The sequence below is a fragment of the Moritella viscosa genome (assembly GCF_900120065.1).
In the GTDB taxonomy this organism is placed as follows: Bacteria; Pseudomonadota; Gammaproteobacteria; order Enterobacterales; family Moritellaceae; genus Moritella; species Moritella viscosa.
Genome location: NZ_FPLG01000114.1, coordinates 178378 through 199053 on the forward strand (window position 1 = coordinate 178378; position 20676 = coordinate 199053).

Sequence of the window (20676 nt, forward strand, 5' to 3'; positions counted from 1 at the left end):
AGACAATTATGCATCATAGATGGCTGAAAATGCTTGCTCTAATGAATCATAGTGAAACGTAAAACCAGCATCCAGTAATCGAGTTGGTAATACGCGTTGACCATATACAAGGAGGTCGGCACGTTCGCCCAGTATTAACCTTAAAAGAAGTACAGGTGTTGCTAAGCGTGCTTTTTTACCAAAGCAAGCGGCTAATTTTTGGGAGAAATCATTATTAGTCACTGGGTTTGGTGATGTCAGGTTAAAGGTGCCACTGGCTGACTTATGCTGTAACAAATAACTGATGGCAGCAACCATGTCGTCAATATGTATCCATGACATGTATTGATGGCCTTTCCCTATAGGGCCGCCAAGTCCTAACTTAAAAGGGAATGCCATTTTTTGCAATGCGCCTTTATCTTTATCTAATACAATACCTGTGCGTAATATAACAGTACGGGTTGACGGGCAACATGTACGAGCTATTTCTTCCCAATGTTCACATAGCTTGCTCGCATATTCGGGATAATGCTCTAGGTGTTTCTCATCAATGCAGCGGCCACCTTGTCGACCATAAACGCCAACGGCTGAACCACTGATAAAGACGTCGGGGGTGATCGTTTTTGTTGAAATTAAATTCACCAAATATTGTGTTGTTTCCCAGCGACTCGATTCTAAAACATGTTTGTGTTTTGCACTCCACATTTTGTCCATAATAGGAGCACCAGCCAAATTGATCACTGCATCAATATGAATTGCACTCGGTAACTCATGTAACTGCGAGATGAACTTGATGTTGTGCGTCGAAATATGTGAAAAGATAGCTTTTGCATTATTAACATCGCGGGTCAATACGGTAAATTGATAATCAGCTTGAAAGGTATTAATAAATGCTTGGCCGATAAAGCCAGTGCCACCCGTTATCAATATATGCATGCTTGTTACTCAGTTAGTTATGCTACTTTCAGTGTAGGTCATTTTGGCCTTTTTTATAATATTGTTTTATGTCGGACTTAACAAAAAGTAAGTCAGGCCATAAACCTAACTTGCTTTTTACGACTGCGTTATACGGTGTTTTTTACTAGAGCGTAGTTATGATTATGAGGTTGCGTTATAAAACACCTGTATACGTTAATAGACGTTCAAAATTTATTCAGATTATTACAATAAAAAATCTTCATAAATAGGAGTGAATACGGTCGCGCTATTGATTAAAGCATTCGCGGTTAAGGCTGGCACACCATAAACTTCAGCTCTGACTTGATGACGGGCCTTTATCGTATCAAGCAAGATAGAAAAGTCACCATCTCCAGAGAGCAGTACAACAGTATCGACCGATTCTGCGACTTGTAGTACATCGATTGTGATCCCAACATCCCAGTCACCTTTCGCTGAACCATCACTGCGTTGGATAAAGGGTTTTAGCTTCACATCAAAACCGATATGTTTGAGTGCATCTTGGAATTTACGTTGTTGATCATCACCCTTATCAATGGCATAGGCATACGCTGTTACTACGTCTCCTTGTAATAATAAGTGTTGCCAGAGTTTTCGGTAATTAAACTGGCGGGCATAAGTTTGGCGAGTAGTGTAATAAATATTTTGAACGTCAACAAACACAGCAATTTTTTGCACAAATGATTCCTAGGGTTCGATATTAATGAAAATTAAGATTTATTCGCATACTTAGCAAGGTATTGGTCAAGTGCATTACCAAACGCCTGTTTATCTTTTGACCCCAAAGCGGCTGGGCCACCCGTCATTTCACCACTCGCTCGCATGGTATCCATAAAGTCTCTTATATTAAGACGTTGACGAATATTGCTTAATGTATATTTTTCACCACGAGAGGTGATCACATGTGCACCTTTTTCGATGACTTCTGCTGCAAGTGGTATATCGGATGTAATAACAAGATCATCTTTTGCCACTTTCAACACGATATGATCATCGGCAACATCAAAACCTGAAGGTACTTGTGTCATTGAAATATAGGGAGAGGCAGGGACGCGTATCCAATGGTTTGCAACTAATACTAGTGGCACTTTAACGCGAACTGCTGCACGAAAAAGTATTTCTTTCATTGGGATCGGACAAGCATCTGCGTCAACCCAAATTGTAATATTATTTTGCATATAACCTTCACGTTAGTTTAATAAACTTCATTTTAGCGTATTAATAGCCAAAATTGTTGGTCAGTTGGTATTTATTTACCATACTTAATTTATATTCATTGGAGGGATTACCATGTTTACAAGGTATCCCTTTAGGGGATTAAAATATGTACTTCGAAGTGGGCTTGAAAATAAAATAACACCATCATTGCTACTCGTAATGTTATTAGTCCGTTGCAATACCTTATCTGCTTTACCCTTACATCAAATCTCGATTGTTGGTCCTAATTTTAATGAGTCAAAAAGTACAAATGAAATCATAAATGATCGGTATGCGGTTGTAAATCACCGCAATTTACAACCGCACAGTGTACTGCCTTTTATGAGTGGTAATACCTTTGTGCCTATGTCTAAAACAGAACTACAATTTTCTAGTCGTGCAAGCTATCTTAACAGGCTCTCATCACAATATTCGTGGAATGAAATCAAAATATCAGGGTTATTACGTGTAGGTGATCGTGACGCGGTGATTTATGACATACATTCGCGATTAATACTACTTGGTGATAGTGATGCATCGATAGCATTATCAGATCTTTATACAGATAAATTAGCCAGTGCTGTTCGAAGCTTTCAGCGTCGACACGGCCTTAACCCAGATGCTATCATTGGTCCAGATACATTAAAGTGGTTAAATCTAAATCCTCATCGCAGAGCTGAATTACTCACTCATAATATGCAACGAAAGATTAACTTTATGGCTAATCTTGGCGCTCGTTATCTCCTTGTTAATATACCGGCTTACGAATTATTATTAAGTGATAATGGTGAAATTGCACTACGCTCACGTGTTATTGTTGGAAAACCTAAAAAACCAACCCCAATACTGACCAGTGAAATTAAAAGCATGGTCATTAACCCAAGCTGGCGTGTACCCCGTAGTATTTTAGAAGATGATTTATTGCCAAAAGTAAAACTCAATGGTGATTTCTTTAACCAGCGCGATTTTAGTGTTTATAATTATCAAGATCAACGAGTTGAAAAGTCACCTGAAGAATGGGTAATACTCGCAAATGGCCAGTTTCCATATCGACTCGAACAAATGCCAGGCGTAAAGAATACACTCGGCCGCTATAAATTCTATTTTCCTAATAACTTCAGTGTTTATTTACATGATACAACCAATCCTAAATTGTTTAGTTATTCGAATCGGGCGCTTTCTTCCGGCTGTATTCGTATCGAAAAAGTTGATGAATTGGCAAATTGGATTGCAAATAGTTTAGTCGATAATAAGTCGTTGTGGTCAGAACTAAAGTTCAGTCGAGATATAACGAAATGGTTTCCTTTAAATGATACGTTACCTGTTCACTTGGTATATTGGACTGCATGGATTGACGATAGTGGATTAAGCCAATTTCGTGATGATATATATGCATTACAGAGATAAAACTTGATTTAATACTGTATTGAATATACATTCCACTACCTTTGTATGAAAAGTGATCAGTGGTGGGATGGTGTCAATAGTATGTCCAACACGTAGAAAAGTGTTATTAAGTCTTGGCGGATTAGCTGCGTATTCCGTTGCGCCAGTTAAAGTTAAAGCAAGCCAAAGTGTATTAGGCATGAGAGAGCTTTGCTTTTATAACATACACACGAGAGAACGGGGTCAAGGAAATTATTGGATCGATGGGTTGTACCAAGAAGATACACTTCAAAGCTTCAGCCATTTATTGCGTGATCATAGACAAAATTTGTCTGTACCGATGGACAACCGGCTTTATGAATTACTCTATAAACTAAATAGAACGCTGAACGTTTCTGAAGAGTTTCATGTTATTTCTGGTTATCGTTCACCTAAAACTAATCAGATGTTAGCAAGTAAGAGTAATGCCGTTGCAACCAAAAGTTATCATATGCGAGGCATGGCTATTGATATTGCTATTCCAGACGTTAAATTAGCTCATTTACGTGAAGCCGCTATCTCATTAAAATTAGGCGGGGTCGGTTATTACCCTAAGTCGGGCTTTGTACATGTTGATACCGGTCCAGTTAGAACTTGGTAAATGTGCTTTAGATATGTGTAACATCATTAAGTGTAAAAAGGACTGCCTATATGGCAGTTTTTATTTGAATATGGCTACGGCCTTCGCGTTATCATTTGTTCCACCTGTGCACCCTGCCGAGAACGGAATACCGGCACCAATTAATTGATTATTTTCTAATGTGACTTTATTTAATTTCGGATTTAGAAATGTAGTGAACAGACACGTCGCAATAAAATTTTCATTCTCATCGATAATGAGGTTGTCTTTAATCAGCGTATCACCGTGCCCGACCGCAATACCAATAGGGCGGTAACCAGAGCGGTTAACGATATTTGTAATGACATTATCGATTACCTCATAGCCTCCTAGTTCGGCAAAGGATGACTCTGTTGCTATGGTGATAGCAGCGTTGAATTTTAAATTTATATCGTTGATGCTATTACTGATTATCTTAACATTATAGGCATTTGCTTTTACATCAATGGCCTCGTTTCTAGTATGATGAATTATGTTGTTTTTTATAATAACGTCATCGACAGTATATCGTATTTTCAATCTACTCTTATCTTCAGTATACGAACCATCGCCAATATATAATCCTTCGCCATAGCGTGGGTTTAGCAATCCTGTGTTGAAAATAACATTATCTTCAACCAAATAATGGCTACCACCGTGATGACGTGGTTTTATCGATATTGCTTGGTTACCCGTGTTAAACACTTTGTTTGATAGCAGTGAGATGTTTGATGAATCTTGTACCAAAATTGCAGTTAAGCCTCCTGTTATGATTAACCCTTCAATAATAATCCCTTGTGAGTTCTTTATTGTTATTCCGGTGCCAGTGTAATGCCTATTTTTTATTCTTGTTCTTAAATAATGCCATGGGCGTATTATTAACGGCTTGCTTCCACTATTAAAATCTTTAATGGTTATCGCGGGATGATTGCCATCAGCAAGGCATATGACATCACCATCTATATACTTTTCTAAGGCATGATTGATACTTTTATAGGTAGGGATAAGCGCAGCTAATTTTTCTTTATTATGTGAGATTATTTTTGTGCATTTAGGTGTCGAGGTATTCGATTCCGATTTAGCAGTATTTATGAATAAAGCCATTATAAATATAAAAACAATGACGATGTTACGCTGTCTATTTATAATGTTATATGACATACAGAACCTTGTTTATGGGTAATGTAACTGTGTTAATAATAGTGTATTAGCCGCACATTGGCATTTAGTTTTATGCCAAAACCATGCCTTACGTCTAATATCATATTTATGCTGAAATAATTGATATTTGTCTCCAAATGTATTTATCTACTGATGCTTTAGATATAACGTCCTAGTTGGTTCTGTATGAATGTGCTTGTTTGGCTTGAAAAATATGGTTTATTACTTATGTTATTGTATTGTCTTGGCGTTTTTACACCTGACTTTACAAGTAAGATCAGTATGATGGATCATGAATTAGATGTGGTTACTGGTAGTCTTGCAGAGAGTAATATATTTAAACAACTCTTTTGGATTTCTCTGTTCTTGTTTTTTTCGTTTCGATTTTTTATAAATAAAGAGTTTAACAATCTTAAGTTAGTCTTGGTCAATAAACTTTTTATTTTACTCGTTATCTGCCTCATTGCTTTACTGAGTGCGAGTTGGTCAAATTATCCGTTAATAACAATGAAGCGTGCCATATTTCAAATGGTATTTTGTGCGTCTGTATCAATTGCATTTTGCTTTTCATTTTATCACAAGAGTATTGAGGTTAATCTGAAACTAGCGATCATCGTTTGTATTTCCATGATCATTTTTTCTATTGTTCAAGGTGCAGGTTTTAATGAGAGTTTAAATTTGGCCGGATACTTTAAGTCCAAGAATACCATGGGGGTCAATTTAGCTGTGCTGATTGTTATTAGCTATATGTGGATTAAATCGTTTGATGTAAATAGCCATTCACTTAACATTTTACTCATTATTTTATTTGCGTTTCTATTAATAACCCAGAGTAAGACGAGTATTTTATTATGTATTACATATTTTCTATTAATCCAACTCAGTATTTTTAAAATGAAAGTATTAATGTTTATACTCGCGAGTATATTTTTTTCTATATTTATTTTTATACCTGGAGTAAGTTATTACATGAATGATTATCAGCATATCGCATTATATGTTGATGCAGATTTCTTTACTGGTCGGGGGGGTATTTGGGATTCATTGTATTATGATCTTGAATTTTTTGACAAAATAGCACTTGGTTATGGTTACGGTAGTTATTTTGAAGTAGGCGTAATCCCCTTTGTACTAGATGATAAATATAGCTTTTTACAATATATATCATCGGCTCATAATGGCTATTTGCAATTACTTTTACAGTTTGGCATTGTTGGTTCATCACTTATCTTTATATTTTTTGTTCTCTCAATGCTGAAATCGAATAGTGTTTTTATCCATGCGGCATTAATTATTCCCATTTTACAAAATGTTACAGAGTCCAGCATATTTAGGGATGCTAATATGGCGTGGTTTTTGATGGTTATGATTGTTATTTCATCTGGTGTTTATATGATTAGGGATGAAGTTATCAATGAGCATGAAGTAATTCGCGGTGCTGAGTGATCTACTATTTACTTAATGATAGGATTATCTCATTATGAGCAAAATAAATAACGAATTAAACAGAGGGATTCTTCATAGCCTGATAGGAAAGTATTCACTTTATGTCCTACAAATTACATCACTGGCTATTTTAGCAAGATTGTTCACTCCCAACGACTTTGGTACGTTAGCTGCATTACAAGTTCTTATTTTATTCTTTCAACTGTTAGCCACATCAGGTCTTGGGCCTGCAATTATACACAGAGATTCGATTAGTGATGAAGAGCGTGATGGTATCTTTAGTGCGACATTAATTATTGGGCTTATGTTGTCGTTATTATTTGTTTATATTACGCCTGTACTGGCGAGTTGGCTTGAGTTAATTAATGTCAACTTACTCACATATGTTTTAGCCTTGAGTGTCTTTTTTTCTGCAATTTCAATGTTGCCATTGGCATCGTTACAAAAGGATACCCAATTTATTATTATTGGGAAAGCTGAAATATTTGCAGAGTTCATTGCACTAATGGTTTGTATTCTACTTTATTTTATGGGGCTAGGTGTTGTGGCCTTGGCAATAAAAATATTAGTTACGCCAGTAGGACGTTTCATTTTTTATCATCGTTTTTCAAAGAATACTGAAATAGGTAAAGCCAAAATAGGTATCAAAATATCAAGTATTATCCCCTTGTTCGCGATAGCTAAATTTCAACTTGGGTTTAATATACTTAATTTTTTCTCGCGCAATTTAGATACCTTATTAGTGGCGAAATTTTTTGGTGTCACGACCGTTGGTTTCTATGAAAAAACATATCAAGTTATGCGGTATCCACTCCAATTGTTTACTTTTGCTATCACACCTGCACTGCAACCCGTATTGACTAAGTATAAAAGTCAGCCTGATATAGTTTTTACTGCTTACTATCGATTGGCCTATAAATTGGCTGTACTGGGGATCTTGACGGCTACAATTATGTTTTGGTATGCAGACGATATTATCTTCATTCTCTTTGGTTCGCAGTGGTTCGCCGTGAGTGAATTATTGAAAATATTAGCATTATCAATCCCTGTGCAGATGGTTTTAAGTTCTACAGGAGGGTTATATCAAGCGATGGGTGCTACAAAGCAGATGTTTTATTGTGGTATATTTTCATCGGTTGTTAATGTGTCCGCTATTATTTTTGGTGTTTATATGGGGGATATGATCGTATTGTGTATCAGTTTAGTGACTGCTTTTATCATCAACTACATACAATGTTTTTATGTATTACATCGTTTTGTATTTAAGGTTAAAAGATTGAAGTCTTTCATAATTTTATCTTTCTTTGTGTTAATTAGTTTGCTAAATTTATTTTTTGGTCAGAAGGAAAGTATCCCGAATGGCAGTTTTAGTTATGCGAACAGTTTTTATAGCCTAGCAAATATAGTAGTTCCTTTGATTTTAATATTTATATTTGGATTTATTATAAGAAAGAAAGTGGGCTCGTTTTAAATAATCATTTATGACATATATTAACTTCCGATGAAATATCGACTTCGTTTACCTAATAATTTAATGATACTAATAGATAGTAATGAACTTATCGCAACTACAAGGGTGAATTTAATAAGCATCGCACCAGATTCATTGAAACCATAATTTAATAATGTATCGTTGATAGATAATCGTGCCAATAATATTAATACATAACCATGAATGAAATAGAGTGAGAAAGATATATTCGCAAAAAAAGAAAGTGGTTTAACATTTTTGCTTTCAATTAAATCCAACGAAGTCATCACAAATAGCAATAAAGATACCTTTTGTAGGTACATAATATCAATACCTGAAAATGTAAACAAGTCTTTATGGCTACTACCAATAATACCCATTAATCTAATTTGAATATAAGCGAGTAGTAACGTTATTATTAAAAAAATAACGTTGTATTTCTTTATTTTTTCTATTGAATCTCGATTAACAACAGCATAAATACCAAATAAATAAAATGGAATATAATAAATGAAAGAATGAAACGGATTAAGTCCGCCTATCGGTCGGTGGGCATAGATCGCGATAATCGAAAATGTAAAGAGTATCAACAATTGCATATTATGTTTTAATAATGAGAATTTCACTATAATTGGAGCGCTTATGAATAGTAATGCAGCAAAGGGAACATACCAATATGCCGTCACATGCCGACCTGTAAAAATATTGATCACACTGCCTTCGATAGTCGTTACATTTCCCAAGAGTGGGTGAAAATTACCAGTCATTGCTATATTAATAATTGCAGGGGTTGAGCAGATTAAATAGGGTAGAATTACATACTTTAACTTCTTATTTAAATACAAAGGATAATTAAATACACCTTTTTGTAGATGTTGAAATAAATAACCACTAATGAATACGAATAAAGCAGTTGACCCCGAAACCAAGTTGGTGAATATTGGGAAGTCCACTTCACTATTACCTACGTGGACATGTCCTGCGATGATAATTAATATTGCAAAGCCTCGAAAATAGTGAAAAGAAGTTATAAACATATTAACTCTTCGTCTTAATGCAAGATTTAAGATTATAGCTTAATCACTGACTATATAAAGTTTTACACTGTTATTTCGTGTGATTTTAATTGTTTATGTTGATTTTTGTGGTCTTGTTGAATATATACTCTTCTGAAAAGTAACACATGTTGCGGCCATAAAAAAAATCACTGCTATATTTAGTGAGATGTTTAATTAGTATTTTTAAATTAATACCACTATCTTCATTGAAGAAGATAATTAATGGATTATCAATGACATATTCATTGGATGAGCGAATCGTTTATTTAGCTCGGTAGTTCATTTTCAAAATGTGACTACTTTAAATTTGTTAAGGAATCGTATTTTGAAACCTACTAATACATTTAAGGTAAGTTCTGCTAATTACTCTTTTGTTTATCGCTTCTTAGATTTAAGTTGTGTTACATTTTCTTTTGTTATTGTAATTCATAGCTATAACCTTAGGATGACACAAGAATATATAATTGTAGCGTTAACGGCTGCCGTCGTTTTTTTATATATCGCAGAGGCTCTTAATTTATATCAATCATGGCGTGTAGGCCGATTTATTGCAGTCCTGATGACTGTCGTTGCTGTGTTTATATCTTCATTTTTAATATTATCTGGTATTGGTACATGGCTGGAAGCATCCTTTGAGTTTCCGAGTTATGTCTTAAATGTCTGGTATTTTGTGGCATTTTTGTGTTGTTTTACGTGGCGAGTATTGAAATATCAATGGTCTGTTGTACGTTGTAAATTAGGCATCAACCTACGAAAAATGGCTATCTTAGGCGCAACGTCAACAGGGGCTAACTTATATCATGAGATCAGTCATTGTGATGAATTCGGGTTTGATTTTGTGGGTTTCTTTGATGATAGAAATGCAGAACGTTTACCTAAAGGCATGACAGTTGTGAGTAATATATCTGCGGGTATTTTTGAAGCTAAAAATGGTTCAATTGACGTTTTGTTTATTGCTTTACCTATTTCAGCTGAGAAACGTATCGCAGAAATTATCAATTTATTATCAGATACAACTGTCGATGTTTATGTTTTACCTGCATTTATGCTCTCTGATGTTATGCATGGCCGTGTTACTCATGTTGGCAAAATTGATGCGCTAAGCATTTTTGAATCCCCTTATTTAGGTGCCAAAGTTTGGCTAAAACGATTTGAAGATATTATAGTAAGTTTAATCGCCATAATACTGCTTTCCCCTGTCTATCTTGCTATCGCAATCACGCTAAAGTTCACATCCCCTGGTCCAGTATTGTTCAAGCAAAGCCGGTATGGACTACACGGTGACAAAATTACTGTTTACAAATTCAGAAGTATGTCGGTGATGGAATCTGACGGGAATGTAACACAGGCAATAAGAGGCGATAAACGTGTTACTCCTTTTGGTGGTTTTTTACGTCGTAGTTCCCTTGATGAACTCCCGCAATTCTTTAATGTACTGATGGGCGACATGTCTGTTGTCGGGCCTCGACCTCATGCTGTATCACATAATGAGGAGTATCGTAAACTCATCCAATTTTACATGCTAAGACATCATGTTAAACCTGGTATTACCGGTTGGGCCCAAGTCAGTGGTTGGCGAGGGGAAACGGATACTTTAGATAAAATGCAGAAACGTATTGAGTTTGACCTTTATTATATTTTGCAATGGTCAATCTGGTTTGATTTCAAAATTATGCTGTTAACCGTACTGACCTGCTTAAAAAGCGAGAACACATATTAGCTATTTAGAGAGGTAAGGTATGAACAACACTCGGATATATCAACCGACGAGGCGAGCCAAAATGAAAGCATTCAAAGGTCACTACTATTGCTTAGGTCTAGTTTTGTTGAGTGGAGGGGCTGTTGCATACACCCAAGATACATACATCACCGATGGGGGACTATTCGTAAAACCATCGTTGGAAGTGAGTATTGTAGATGATGATAATATCTATAAGCAACAAGAAAACGGCACTCGTAGCGCTATAATCACTGTTATTCCGATGATAAATTTAAAAATCGATGATGGCATTAATTACTTTAGTCTTGATGCTAGAGTCGAAAAAGGCATCTATGAAGCAAGTTCTGCTGATAATTATATGGACGGATTGCTCGGTTTTAATGTGCACTTAGAACCCAGTGATTCGCACCGTGTAGACATAAACGTTAAAGCTCAATGGCTAGCGGAACGGCGCGGCGGTGGTTTGACAGAGCTGAATTATGAATCAACAGATAAACCAATTACGTACAGTAAAAATATGCTGTCTGCAAAATATGAATATGGCGCATTACAAACAAAAGGTCGCCTTGCTTTTAACGCTAAATTTTACGAAAAAGCATACACTAATTTTAAAACCCTAACCCGAAGAAGTAATTACGACTCATTGTTATTGGGCTCAGCATTTTTCTATTCCACAAGGGCTCATACCGATGCCTTTATTGAAATAAATGCAGAGACCATTGGTTACGATTATAATATATCGGGGGATCTAAGTCGCGATTCTGATGTATATACTGCATTGTTAGGCATGCAATGGAAAGCATCTCCTATCCTCCATGGATTCATTAAATTGGGAGGACAAGCAAAAGAATTTGATGATGAAGGTCGAGAAGACTTTACGGGGTTTAGCTGGAATATAGGTGGTGCTTGGCGTCCGCTGACTTACTCAAAAATTACGTTATCAACGTCTCAAACAACGAAAGACCCAGATGTTGATGGCGACTATGTGCTTGAAACTAAATACAAGCTTGATTGGAAGCATAATTGGACATCGTATTTTTATTCATCTTTCGCGATTTATAAATTCACGGATGATTACAGTGGTATATACCGAGTTGATGATACGAATGGTTACAAGCTTAAATTTAACTATGATTTTACCGATAATATTGCAATTACCCTATTTGGACTTTGGGATAGAAATACTTCAACAAACACGATATTTGAATATGATAAAAATGTTGTCGGCGCTAGTTTAACATTGACGCTTTAAAGGACAGTATAATGAAAAGTATCTTTTTTTGTATATTATTGCTCTTAATACAAACACCGGTATTAGCCAAGGGCTCTTATATTTTAGGGCCTGGGGATAAGGTAGAAATTAAAGTTTTCGGACAAAAAAATCTGACGGTAGACACGTTGCTGAGTAATAGTGGCCAAATTAATTATCCATTTTTTGGAGAAATAAAGGTAACGGGTCTAACGGTTAAGCAAGTTGAAAAGTTGATTTATAATGGTTTGAAAGGTGATTACCTCGTTAATCCAAATGTTTATGTTCATGTCGTTGAATACCGACCTTTTTATATACACGGTGAAGTTAAGAAACCTGGGGGGTATTCATATCAGCCAGGTTTAACTGTAAACCAAGCTATCGCGCTGGCTGGTGGGTTAACGGAACGCGCATCAAAAGAAAAAATATATTTATTTAAAGAAAAGAACAAAAACACACAAATTAACGCAAGCTTAACGTATAAAGTTAATGCTGGTGACACCATTTTGATTAAGCAAAGGTTTTTCTAATGGATAAACTTGAACAGAGTCTCAATAAATCGTCGGTCAATAAAGACATTGTGTTACCTTCACCGCATTGGCATGTTGTCCAGCGTTATAAATGGCGAATTTTTTTACTGTCTGCCTTTGTCTCTCTTTCTGCTGCACTGTATTTATCAAAAGAACAGCCGTTATACCGTGCTTCTGCTACGTTATTAATTGAAGCAAATCAAGCGCAAGCTGTTTCGTTTGATTCAGTGCAAGGTCTTGATTCAAATAGAAAAGAATATTATTTAACTCAATTTGAAATTCTTAAATCAAAATCAATTGCAGAGACTGTATTTGACCGCTTAAATTTACAACAGCAACCATCATTTCAAAAACGGGAGAGTTGGCGTGATAAGGCCGTCGCGTATATTCTTGATGTTTCACCTCTGCTTAAATCATTTATTATGAATATTGATAGTGAGTTTGCAGAGAATATTGGTGCGGGTTATATCAGTGGCGTACCACAATCAGCGACGGATATAAGCAATCAAGCGCTTGAAAGTCAACAGGTGAAAATTTCGCGTTTAAGACAGTTTTCAAAACGCTTAATGGTTACGCCAATTAGAAAAACACAGCTTGTTAAACTTTCATTTGAGAGTGAAGACCCCGCACTTGCTGCAATGATTGCCAATGCCGTTGGCGAGGCATATATAGCACAAGATCTTGAAGTCAAATCATCGATTAATAAAAATGCCGCTCACTGGTTAACAAAAAGACTTGAAGGCTTACGCAGGAGTCTTGATGAATCTGAAACGCTATTACAAGCATATCGTAAAGAGGAAAATATCATTGATCTACAAGATCGAGGCGGGCGAGGGTTAACGGGTTTAGTGAGTAACGAACTTGAACAAACGTCTTATCAATTAGTTGAAGCCAAGAATGAAGTGAATCAGTTACGGAGTATTGTTCGTGCGATTAATGAGTATGGGGTTAAAAACCTAGAGAACTTAGAGTCAATACCAGAAATAACGTCACATCCGATTATTCAAAATATCAAAAAGTTAAAAGTAAGAGCAAAATTAAAAGTATCTGAATTATCACAAATTTATGGCCGTAAGCATCCAGATCTTATTGCGGCTAAATCAGAGCTCTATACGGTGAACAAGCATCTGACAATACAAATTTCCAAATTGGTATCAGGTTTGGACAGAGAGCTAAAAACCAAGAAAAGTAATGTTGCAGCTTTAGAAAGACAATACAGTAAAATTCAGAATCAATTTCAAGATGTTATCGGTAAAGATAATGAATACCAAAAATTAGTAAGAGACGTAGAAAGTAACCGAAAACTATATAATACATTTCTAGAGCGATCTAAAGAAACTGCGTTGACGAGTGACTTTAATGCTGCGGTCGCACGTTTTACTGACAGAGCGAAAGCGCCAAATAAACCGATTACGTTAAGTACTAAAATAGTGATTATTATTGTATTTATATTAACGATGTTGCTACATATCGCATATTTACTCGTTAAAGAGTATTTCACCGATAATTTTAACTCTGTTGGAGATATAGAAAATAAGCTTGGACTACCTGTATTAGGTGTATTACCCAAGGTTGCTAGAAAACGAAATCAAGATTTAGACTTACACTATTTTTTTGACGAAGATGGCTGCCAGTTTTCTGAATCTGTGCGGACATTACGCACGAGCTTTCTATTAGCACAGGGTCAACGGGTGAATCAAGTTATTGGAATCATCTCATCTCAACCTAATGAAGGTAAATCAACAACCGCAACAAATATTGCGTTCTCGTTAGCCCAGATCGAAAAAACGGTACTGATAGATGCTGATATGCGTAAACCAAGTTTGGCAAAGAACTTTAATATACCAAAAGATAAACCTGGGCTTGCACAAGTGATAACGGGTGATGCCAATTTATCTGATTGTATTACTGTGGACCCAGCCTCGGGTGTTCATGTTATGGCGTGCGGCCCAACACCGAAGAATGCGCAAGAATTACTCTCCTCAAAACGTTTTAAACAATTATTAGAGAGCCTCAGACAATCTTATGATCGGGTAGTTATTGATACACCACCTATTCAAGCTGTCAGTGATTCATTAATTATATCTTTACACACAGACGCGATTATTTATGTCATTAAAAGCGAAGCGACACGAGTAAGATTAGTGCAAAATGGCATTCGTCGTCTTGCTAAAGTAGACGCCAATTTAGTCGGGATCGTGATGAACCACGTTAATACCGATGGTGTTGCTGATTCTGAATATTATTACGGTTATTACAGTGATGATGATTATGCCGAAAAATCGACTAAGTCATAGTTCATCCTAATCAGTGAATTAATATTTACAGCAAGTTCTTGGATAATTATGACGTGTTTGCTGTTTATTCAATTTATGGTTAAATGATGTAAATTATAAATTAGTCTACAAGGATTAAAATGTTTAGCTCTCGCATGTTCACTCGTTCTACATTCGTACTGACTTGGAGTGTATTACTGGCCGCCTGTACAGGCACTCCGCCTGATAACCTTGGTGTTGTTAACTCAAAGTTGGCCGCTTGCCCTGAATCACCGAATTGCGTATCAAGTGACAGTCTAGACGAAAGTCATTATGTGCCAGCCTTCAAACTAGAAGCGAGTGCGGAATTGGCTTGGTCTGAAATTAAAGCCTATTTACAAGCGCAACGCAATATGGAAATTATGATAGAAACGACAGATTATATATATGTCGAAAGTACGAGTTCTTTAATGCGGTTTGTCGATGACTTTGAACTTCACCTTCGTCTAAAAGATGGCATCATTGCTGTTCGGTCAGCATCAAGACTGGGTAAGTCAGACTTTGGTGTAAATAAGAAGCGGGTTGATGATTTATATGAAGCATTGAACGATAAAGGGTTAGTGAGTGAGGCGCCTAAGCCAATTTGATTAATGGGTAATACATTTAATTGTATTACCCATTTTTGTTTGATTACTAGGTTGCTGTTATAACGTATTAATGAACTGTGCTTAGAAGTAATTTAGCAGTTTTCGGTAATAATAATTAGTTTCCATTAAGGTTTTATGATCCCCTTGTACAACGATAGTCCCTTCATCCATGACGATGATTTTATCCATTTTTTGTAACATTAATGGTTTGTGTGTGATCAGGAGTAAACTTTGTCGTGATTGCTCAAGTTGTTCAAATAGGTTTGTAATGATTGTTCTTTCACTGTGACGATCAAGTCCTTTGGTTGGCTCATCGAGAACGAGCACCTTTGCATTTCGCAATAATACTTGTGCTAAACATAAACGTTGTTTTTGACCACCGGATAAGCCAGAGCCTGTTTCTCCTAACCAAGTGCTAAACCCATTTTCTAGTTCATCAATAAAATCGATTAACCCTACAATCTGACATACATCACGCATTTGTGATTCTGTTACTTTCGGGTTTGCTAAGCGAAGATTATCACCAATCGTTGCATGAAAAAGATGGCTGTTTTGGCTCATTAATGCAACGTGTTCACGTAATGATTCTGTATTCAACTCATTTAAGTCAATGTCATCAATGGTGATACCTGGCTGTAACTTACCGACCATATCCGAACTTGGTATATTGTTAGATGGTGGAATAGGCCAGAATCCCATTAATAGATTTACTAAGGTTGATTTACCCGCACCACTGGCACCGATAATCGCAACTTTTTCACCTTGTTGAATAGTAAGGTCAATATCTTTTAATACACAATCATGACCATCAGGATAAGTGAAACTCAAATCATTAAACTTAATTGGACCTGTTGTTACTAATCTATTACCACCTAAATCGGGGATAGGTTTATCAATAATCTCGAACAAGCGAGCGGCACTGTCATGTACTTTAGGTAAAATCTGACAGGCGAGGGGCATATTAATGACGGTTTCGAAACAAACTAAAATGAGTAATGCAGCACTGGCAACAAATTCCGGTTTTAAATCGCCAGTTTGTACCAGAGGTACGAGTAGATATAAGCTTGCCAACACGGTTGCATTAATGGCTAAAAATGTTAAAGCAGTGGCTAATGCATGCAGGCGGTGTAACTGTAATTCAGCACGATGATAGTTTTCAGACACACGATTAATCGACTTTTGATATTGCTGTGATATTTGATAAACCAGTAATTCACGCATTGATGCCATGCCGTCGACTAATTCAATTTTTAGTTCACTTGAGAGTTTCGCTTGTTGCTGTGCGCGCTTTTTACTTAACAATAAAATGAATATTGGTAAAACAAAACCGACAAGAATTAATGCACCGACAATAACAAACGCGAGATCAGATGAAATAAAACTCACCGCCCAGCCAACAAGTGGGATACTACAAATAGCAAGTAATGCTGGTAGCAATACTCTTAAGTAAAAGTTATCAAGTTCATCGATATCTTGCTGTAAACGAGCAAGAATATCTGCTGACTTAAAGTTAACACGGTAGTAGGGCAATAATGGCTCTAAGCGAGTATAAAAATAGTAGCGTAAAGCAGCAAGGGTGTTAAATGTTGCGCGGTGAGTTAACAAACGTTCAGCATACCGACCAGCTGTTCGCACGATTGCTAAGAAGCGGATAATTGCGGCAGGCGTGAAATAGTTAGCTGTTACACCAGATAGTCCCGCAATGGCCATGATGGTAATGAACCAACCCGAAATCGCGAGTAATCCAATATTTGCCATCACGGTAATAATAGATAACAAGGTACCGAGTAACATTAAAGGAAGTTGTGGTTTAAGAAGCTTCATTAATCTAACTAATGGATTCATGCGTTCATCTCCATATTTATGTTAACGGAATTTGCATAGCTGCCATTTAACTCAAGTAATTCAGTGTGGGTACCTTGTTCGATTATTTGACCTTGTTCTAATACAATGATCTGTTTCGCGTCAATCACGGTATGTAAACGATGGGCAATAACAATAACCAAATGCTGTTTTGCATATTCAGCGATGCTATCACTGACAATTTGTTCGGTGTCTTTATCTAAATGGCTGCTTGGCTCATCAAGAATGAGTACATCTGGCTGGTGGTAAAATGCGCGTGCTAATGCTAATCGTTGAGATTGACCACCAGAAATACCAACACCACCTTCACCAACGTGGGTATTTAACCCATCTTTTAATTGCGATACGAAATCAGCAAGACCGACACTAGTTAATACTTGTTGTATCTTAGTGTCGTCATAATTTTCTGTTAAGGCGATATTGAAACCAAGACTTCCGTAGAAAACGTGGCCTTGCTGTGCGATCCAGCCACAATGATTTAACCAAGTATCACGCTCTGCTGGTGTGTGTTTAGTACCGTTGATCGTCATTGAACCACTATCAGGGGGATTAAAACCTAAGATGGTATCGATCAGCGTTGACTTACCCGCGCCACTTTCACCAATAACAGCATATAAACCGTGATTAGATAGCGTTAAGTTAATATTTTTAAGCGTGCTTTTACGACCTGAGTAGGTGAAGTTAACATCTGTTAAAGCGATATCGAAAGGTGATTTAAACCGTGTTTCAGTTTGGTTTTCTTTAATTGGTGTACTGAGAATTTGTAGCATATCTTGGGCTGCGGTAACTCCCGCCATTTTGGCGTGATACTGAGTACCTAATTGTCTAAATGGTAAATAGAATTCTGGAGCCAGTAACAATATCCACAGTGCTAATAAATAATCAACACCACCATAATAAAGTCTAAAACCTAAGATAACAGCAACAAGCGCAATGGCAATAGAGGCCAAAAACTCTAACATGAATGAAGAAAGAAAGGCGATCTTTAAGATCCCCATAGTTTGGTTACCATAGTCTTCACTAATGGTTTTTACTGCGGCCATTTCTTGGCGCGATGCATTGAATATTTTAAGCTGAGTCAGCCCTTGAATAATATCAAGAAAATGGCTGCTCATACGCAGTAGTTTGGTCCAATGTTTTTGGTTTAAATCATGTGCTTTATGGCCAATGATGATCATAAACATTGGCACCATTGGTGCTGTTAACATTAAGACTAAACCAGAACGCAAATCCATTGGGAATACGGCAAATAAAATGGCGCTTGGGATCACAGAACAATAAGCGACAATAGGTAAGTAACCTGAGAAGTAATCTTCGAGGGAGTCAACACCTTGATGCAGTAGTTGGGCTATTTTAGCGCTACCGATAGTTTGTGTTTTTGCTGGTCCCATTGCGAATAAGTGCTGCAACAATTGTTGTCTAATTGACACTTTAATGAGCATTGCGGCATGACGACTGTATCGCTCACTGATATAACCGAATGTAGTACGAGTAATAATGATGGCAACTAAGCCAAATAATAATGGCGTTATTTCTGCGAGTGCTTTGTTTGAAAATATAATTTCGTTGATGATACCAGCTAAAATAGCCATTTGAACAATCATCAATATGCCATTGAAGGAGCCTAATGCAATCGCTCTGCTTAAACGGCCTTGGGCGTGGGTTCGCTGGCTCTTTAGCCAAGTTAGAAGTTCTTTTTGGGTGTAATCTGTTTTTACTGATTCTGTCATTGGGTAGCCTGAAATTGGGGAATATTTAATGAATAGACCCTGAAATTGGAGGTTTAGAAACAGACGCCCATCCTTGGGCGCAGAGCTTAATCCTTATTTTTCATTCTTTTAATCATCTTGGTCATCTTGATCTTTTGCCACGTTGTCCGTGTGCTGCTCCATTTCGTACCACATTACATTAATGATACCGAGAGAAACAGCCAGTAAAACACCTAGAATCCAACTGAAATACCACATGTTTTACTCCTTAATATGATGAATGATTATTATTTTCAATTTCTGTACGTGTTACCGTTCTCCACATCTTGCTATAACACCAAGTGGTATAACAAAGGATGATTGGTAAGAATACCGAGACCACAATCAGCATTATGTTTAATGTCTTCTCACTAGATACCGCATCCCATAAGGTTAAACTGTGATTTGGCATACTACTTGACGGCATAATAAATGGGAACATAGACACGCCCATCGTGAAAATCACCCCGGCAATTGATAATGCACTTGCAGTAAACGCTAGACCACCCGGTTTGAAACGTGCAAGTAAGCCCGCGAGAATAGCCATAACAATACCAGTTGTTGGTAATAACCAAAGTACAGGATGTGCATTAAAGTTATTTAACCAAGCGCCGGTTGTTGTTGTTACAACTTTTGTTGTTGGCTGCGCAAGGGCAAATGGGTCTATCGTGCTTTGAATGATAAAACCATCAATTGAAGTGGCAATCATTAGGCCTGCCAGACTAAAGCTAACAACAAGTACAGCTGCAAATATCTGCGCTGCTTTTGCTGATCGAGCAGCAATTTGTTCATCTGTACGCATTGATAACCAGGTCCCGCCGTGCATCAACACCATAGAAACACTGACTACACCACTAAGTAGCGCAAATGGGTTGAATAAAGCAAAGAATGAGCCTGTATAAGTTACACGCATAAATTCATCAAAGTTGAATGGTACACCTTGCAGTAAATTACCAAATGCAATACCGAACACTAATGTCGGAACCATGCTGCCAACGAATAGGGCTTTATCCCAGTTGTAGCGCCATTTTGGTGAATCAATCTTACTGCGATAATCAAAGCCAAGTGGGCGTAAGAATAAGCAAAAAAGTGTCAGCATCATGGCAAAATAGAAACCACTAAATGCGGTTGCATATACCATTGGCCATGCAGCAAATAATGATGCCCCGGCTGTAATTAACCATACTTGGTTACCGTCCCAGTGAGCGGCAATCGTATTGATTACAACGCGGCGTTCAGTATCATCTTTTGCAACGAAGGGGAGTAAACTACCTACGCCCATATCCATCCCATCGGTCACTGCAAAACCGATAAGTAAAATACCGATGATTAACCACCAGATAAGTTTTAAGCTTTCATAATCAAACATAAT

The 20676-nt window shown here is 36.9% G+C and carries 18 protein-coding genes; 9 read left to right on the forward strand and 9 right to left on the reverse strand.

Annotated features, from left to right (window positions below; all coding sequences use genetic code 11):
- Positions 1-6: 6 nt before the first annotated feature.
- The 3 genes from BT797_RS18980 to BT797_RS18990 form a co-directional block, all read right to left on the reverse strand.
- A complete protein-coding gene (locus tag BT797_RS18980; RefSeq protein WP_075473165.1) occupies positions 7-915 on the reverse strand; it encodes a TIGR01777 family oxidoreductase in 909 nt (302 codons plus the stop codon).
- Positions 916-1140: 225 nt separating this feature from the next.
- Complete coding sequence (locus BT797_RS18985; RefSeq protein WP_075473166.1) at positions 1141-1614, reverse strand: LabA-like NYN domain-containing protein; 474 nt, start codon at positions 1612-1614, stop codon at positions 1141-1143.
- A gap of 32 nt (positions 1615-1646) precedes the next feature.
- Entirely contained in the window at positions 1647-2102 is a 456-nt protein-coding gene (locus BT797_RS18990; RefSeq protein WP_170860794.1) for a YaiI/YqxD family protein, read from the reverse strand.
- A gap of 124 nt (positions 2103-2226) precedes the next feature.
- On the opposite strand from BT797_RS18990, the gene BT797_RS18995 reads away from it, so the two are divergent.
- Together BT797_RS18995 and mepK are read left to right on the forward strand one after the other, a co-directional pair.
- Positions 2227-3540 carry a L,D-transpeptidase family protein gene (locus BT797_RS18995; protein WP_082293736.1) on the forward strand — a complete coding sequence of 438 codons (1314 nt, stop codon included), beginning with the start codon at positions 2227-2229 and terminating at the stop codon, positions 3538-3540.
- A 70-nt stretch (positions 3541-3610) separates the two neighbouring features.
- Complete coding sequence (gene mepK / locus BT797_RS19000; RefSeq protein ID WP_075473168.1) at positions 3611-4159, forward strand: peptidoglycan L,D-endopeptidase MepK; 549 nt, start codon at positions 3611-3613, stop codon at positions 4157-4159.
- A gap of 60 nt (positions 4160-4219) precedes the next feature.
- On the opposite strand, the gene BT797_RS19005 is transcribed toward mepK, so the two are convergent.
- Positions 4220-5317, reverse strand: coding sequence for a right-handed parallel beta-helix repeat-containing protein (locus BT797_RS19005; RefSeq protein ID WP_075473169.1), 1098 nt, complete (start codon positions 5315-5317; stop codon positions 4220-4222).
- Between the two features lie 186 nt (positions 5318-5503).
- Here BT797_RS19005 and BT797_RS19010 point away from each other — a divergent pair, with 186 nt between their 5' ends.
- Positions 5504-6763, forward strand: a complete 1260-nt coding sequence (locus BT797_RS19010; RefSeq protein WP_075473170.1) for an O-antigen ligase family protein — start codon at positions 5504-5506, stop codon at positions 6761-6763.
- A gap of 34 nt (positions 6764-6797) precedes the next feature.
- Positions 6798-8234, forward strand: a complete 1437-nt coding sequence (locus tag BT797_RS19015) for an oligosaccharide flippase family protein (protein WP_075473171.1) — start codon at positions 6798-6800, stop codon at positions 8232-8234.
- 20 nt (positions 8235-8254) lie between these two features.
- Here the strand turns inward: BT797_RS19015 and BT797_RS19020 are convergent, their stop codons facing one another.
- A complete protein-coding gene (locus BT797_RS19020; protein WP_075473172.1) occupies positions 8255-9271 on the reverse strand; it encodes an acyltransferase family protein in 1017 nt (338 codons plus the stop codon).
- Positions 9272-9617: 346 nt separating this feature from the next.
- Between BT797_RS19020 and BT797_RS19025 the strand changes: the two genes are divergently transcribed.
- From BT797_RS19025 to BT797_RS19045, 5 genes are all read left to right on the forward strand, one after another.
- On the forward strand, positions 9618-11012 hold the full coding sequence (locus BT797_RS19025; protein WP_045110505.1) for an undecaprenyl-phosphate glucose phosphotransferase: 1395 nt from the start codon (positions 9618-9620) through the stop codon (positions 11010-11012).
- Positions 11013-11073: 61 nt separating this feature from the next.
- A complete protein-coding gene (locus tag BT797_RS19030; protein ID WP_075473173.1) occupies positions 11074-12264 on the forward strand; it encodes an outer membrane beta-barrel protein in 1191 nt (396 codons plus the stop codon).
- A gap of 11 nt (positions 12265-12275) precedes the next feature.
- On the forward strand, positions 12276-12791 hold the full coding sequence (locus tag BT797_RS19035; protein WP_139291707.1) for a polysaccharide biosynthesis/export family protein: 516 nt from the start codon (positions 12276-12278) through the stop codon (positions 12789-12791).
- Positions 12791-15088, forward strand: coding sequence for a GumC family protein (locus BT797_RS19040; RefSeq protein WP_075473174.1), 2298 nt, complete (start codon positions 12791-12793; stop codon positions 15086-15088). The genes BT797_RS19035 and BT797_RS19040 overlap by 1 nt, the downstream gene beginning before the upstream one ends.
- A 119-nt stretch (positions 15089-15207) precedes the next feature.
- The gene (locus tag BT797_RS19045) at positions 15208-15693 is read left to right on the forward strand and encodes a DUF1499 domain-containing protein (RefSeq protein ID WP_075473175.1); all 486 of its coding nucleotides are present in this window, start codon (positions 15208-15210) and stop codon (positions 15691-15693) included.
- An 81-nt stretch (positions 15694-15774) separates the two neighbouring features.
- Here the strand turns inward: BT797_RS19045 and cydC are convergent, their stop codons facing one another.
- From cydC to cydB, 4 genes are all read right to left on the reverse strand, one after another.
- The gene (gene cydC, locus BT797_RS19050) at positions 15775-17538 is read right to left on the reverse strand and encodes a thiol reductant ABC exporter subunit CydC (protein ID WP_075473176.1); all 1764 of its coding nucleotides are present in this window, start codon (positions 17536-17538) and stop codon (positions 15775-15777) included.
- Positions 17535-19286, reverse strand: coding sequence for a thiol reductant ABC exporter subunit CydD (gene cydD / locus BT797_RS19055; protein WP_075473177.1), 1752 nt, complete (start codon positions 19284-19286; stop codon positions 17535-17537). Before cydD ends, cydC begins: the two co-directional genes overlap by 4 nt.
- 108 nt (positions 19287-19394) lie before the next feature.
- The gene (cydX, locus tag BT797_RS19060; RefSeq protein ID WP_075473178.1) at positions 19395-19523 is read right to left on the reverse strand and encodes a cytochrome bd-I oxidase subunit CydX; all 129 of its coding nucleotides are present in this window, start codon (positions 19521-19523) and stop codon (positions 19395-19397) included.
- A gap of 10 nt (positions 19524-19533) precedes the next feature.
- Complete coding sequence (gene cydB / locus BT797_RS19065) at positions 19534-20673, reverse strand: cytochrome d ubiquinol oxidase subunit II (RefSeq protein ID WP_075473179.1); 1140 nt, start codon at positions 20671-20673, stop codon at positions 19534-19536.
- Between the last annotated feature and the right edge of the window lie 3 nt (positions 20674-20676).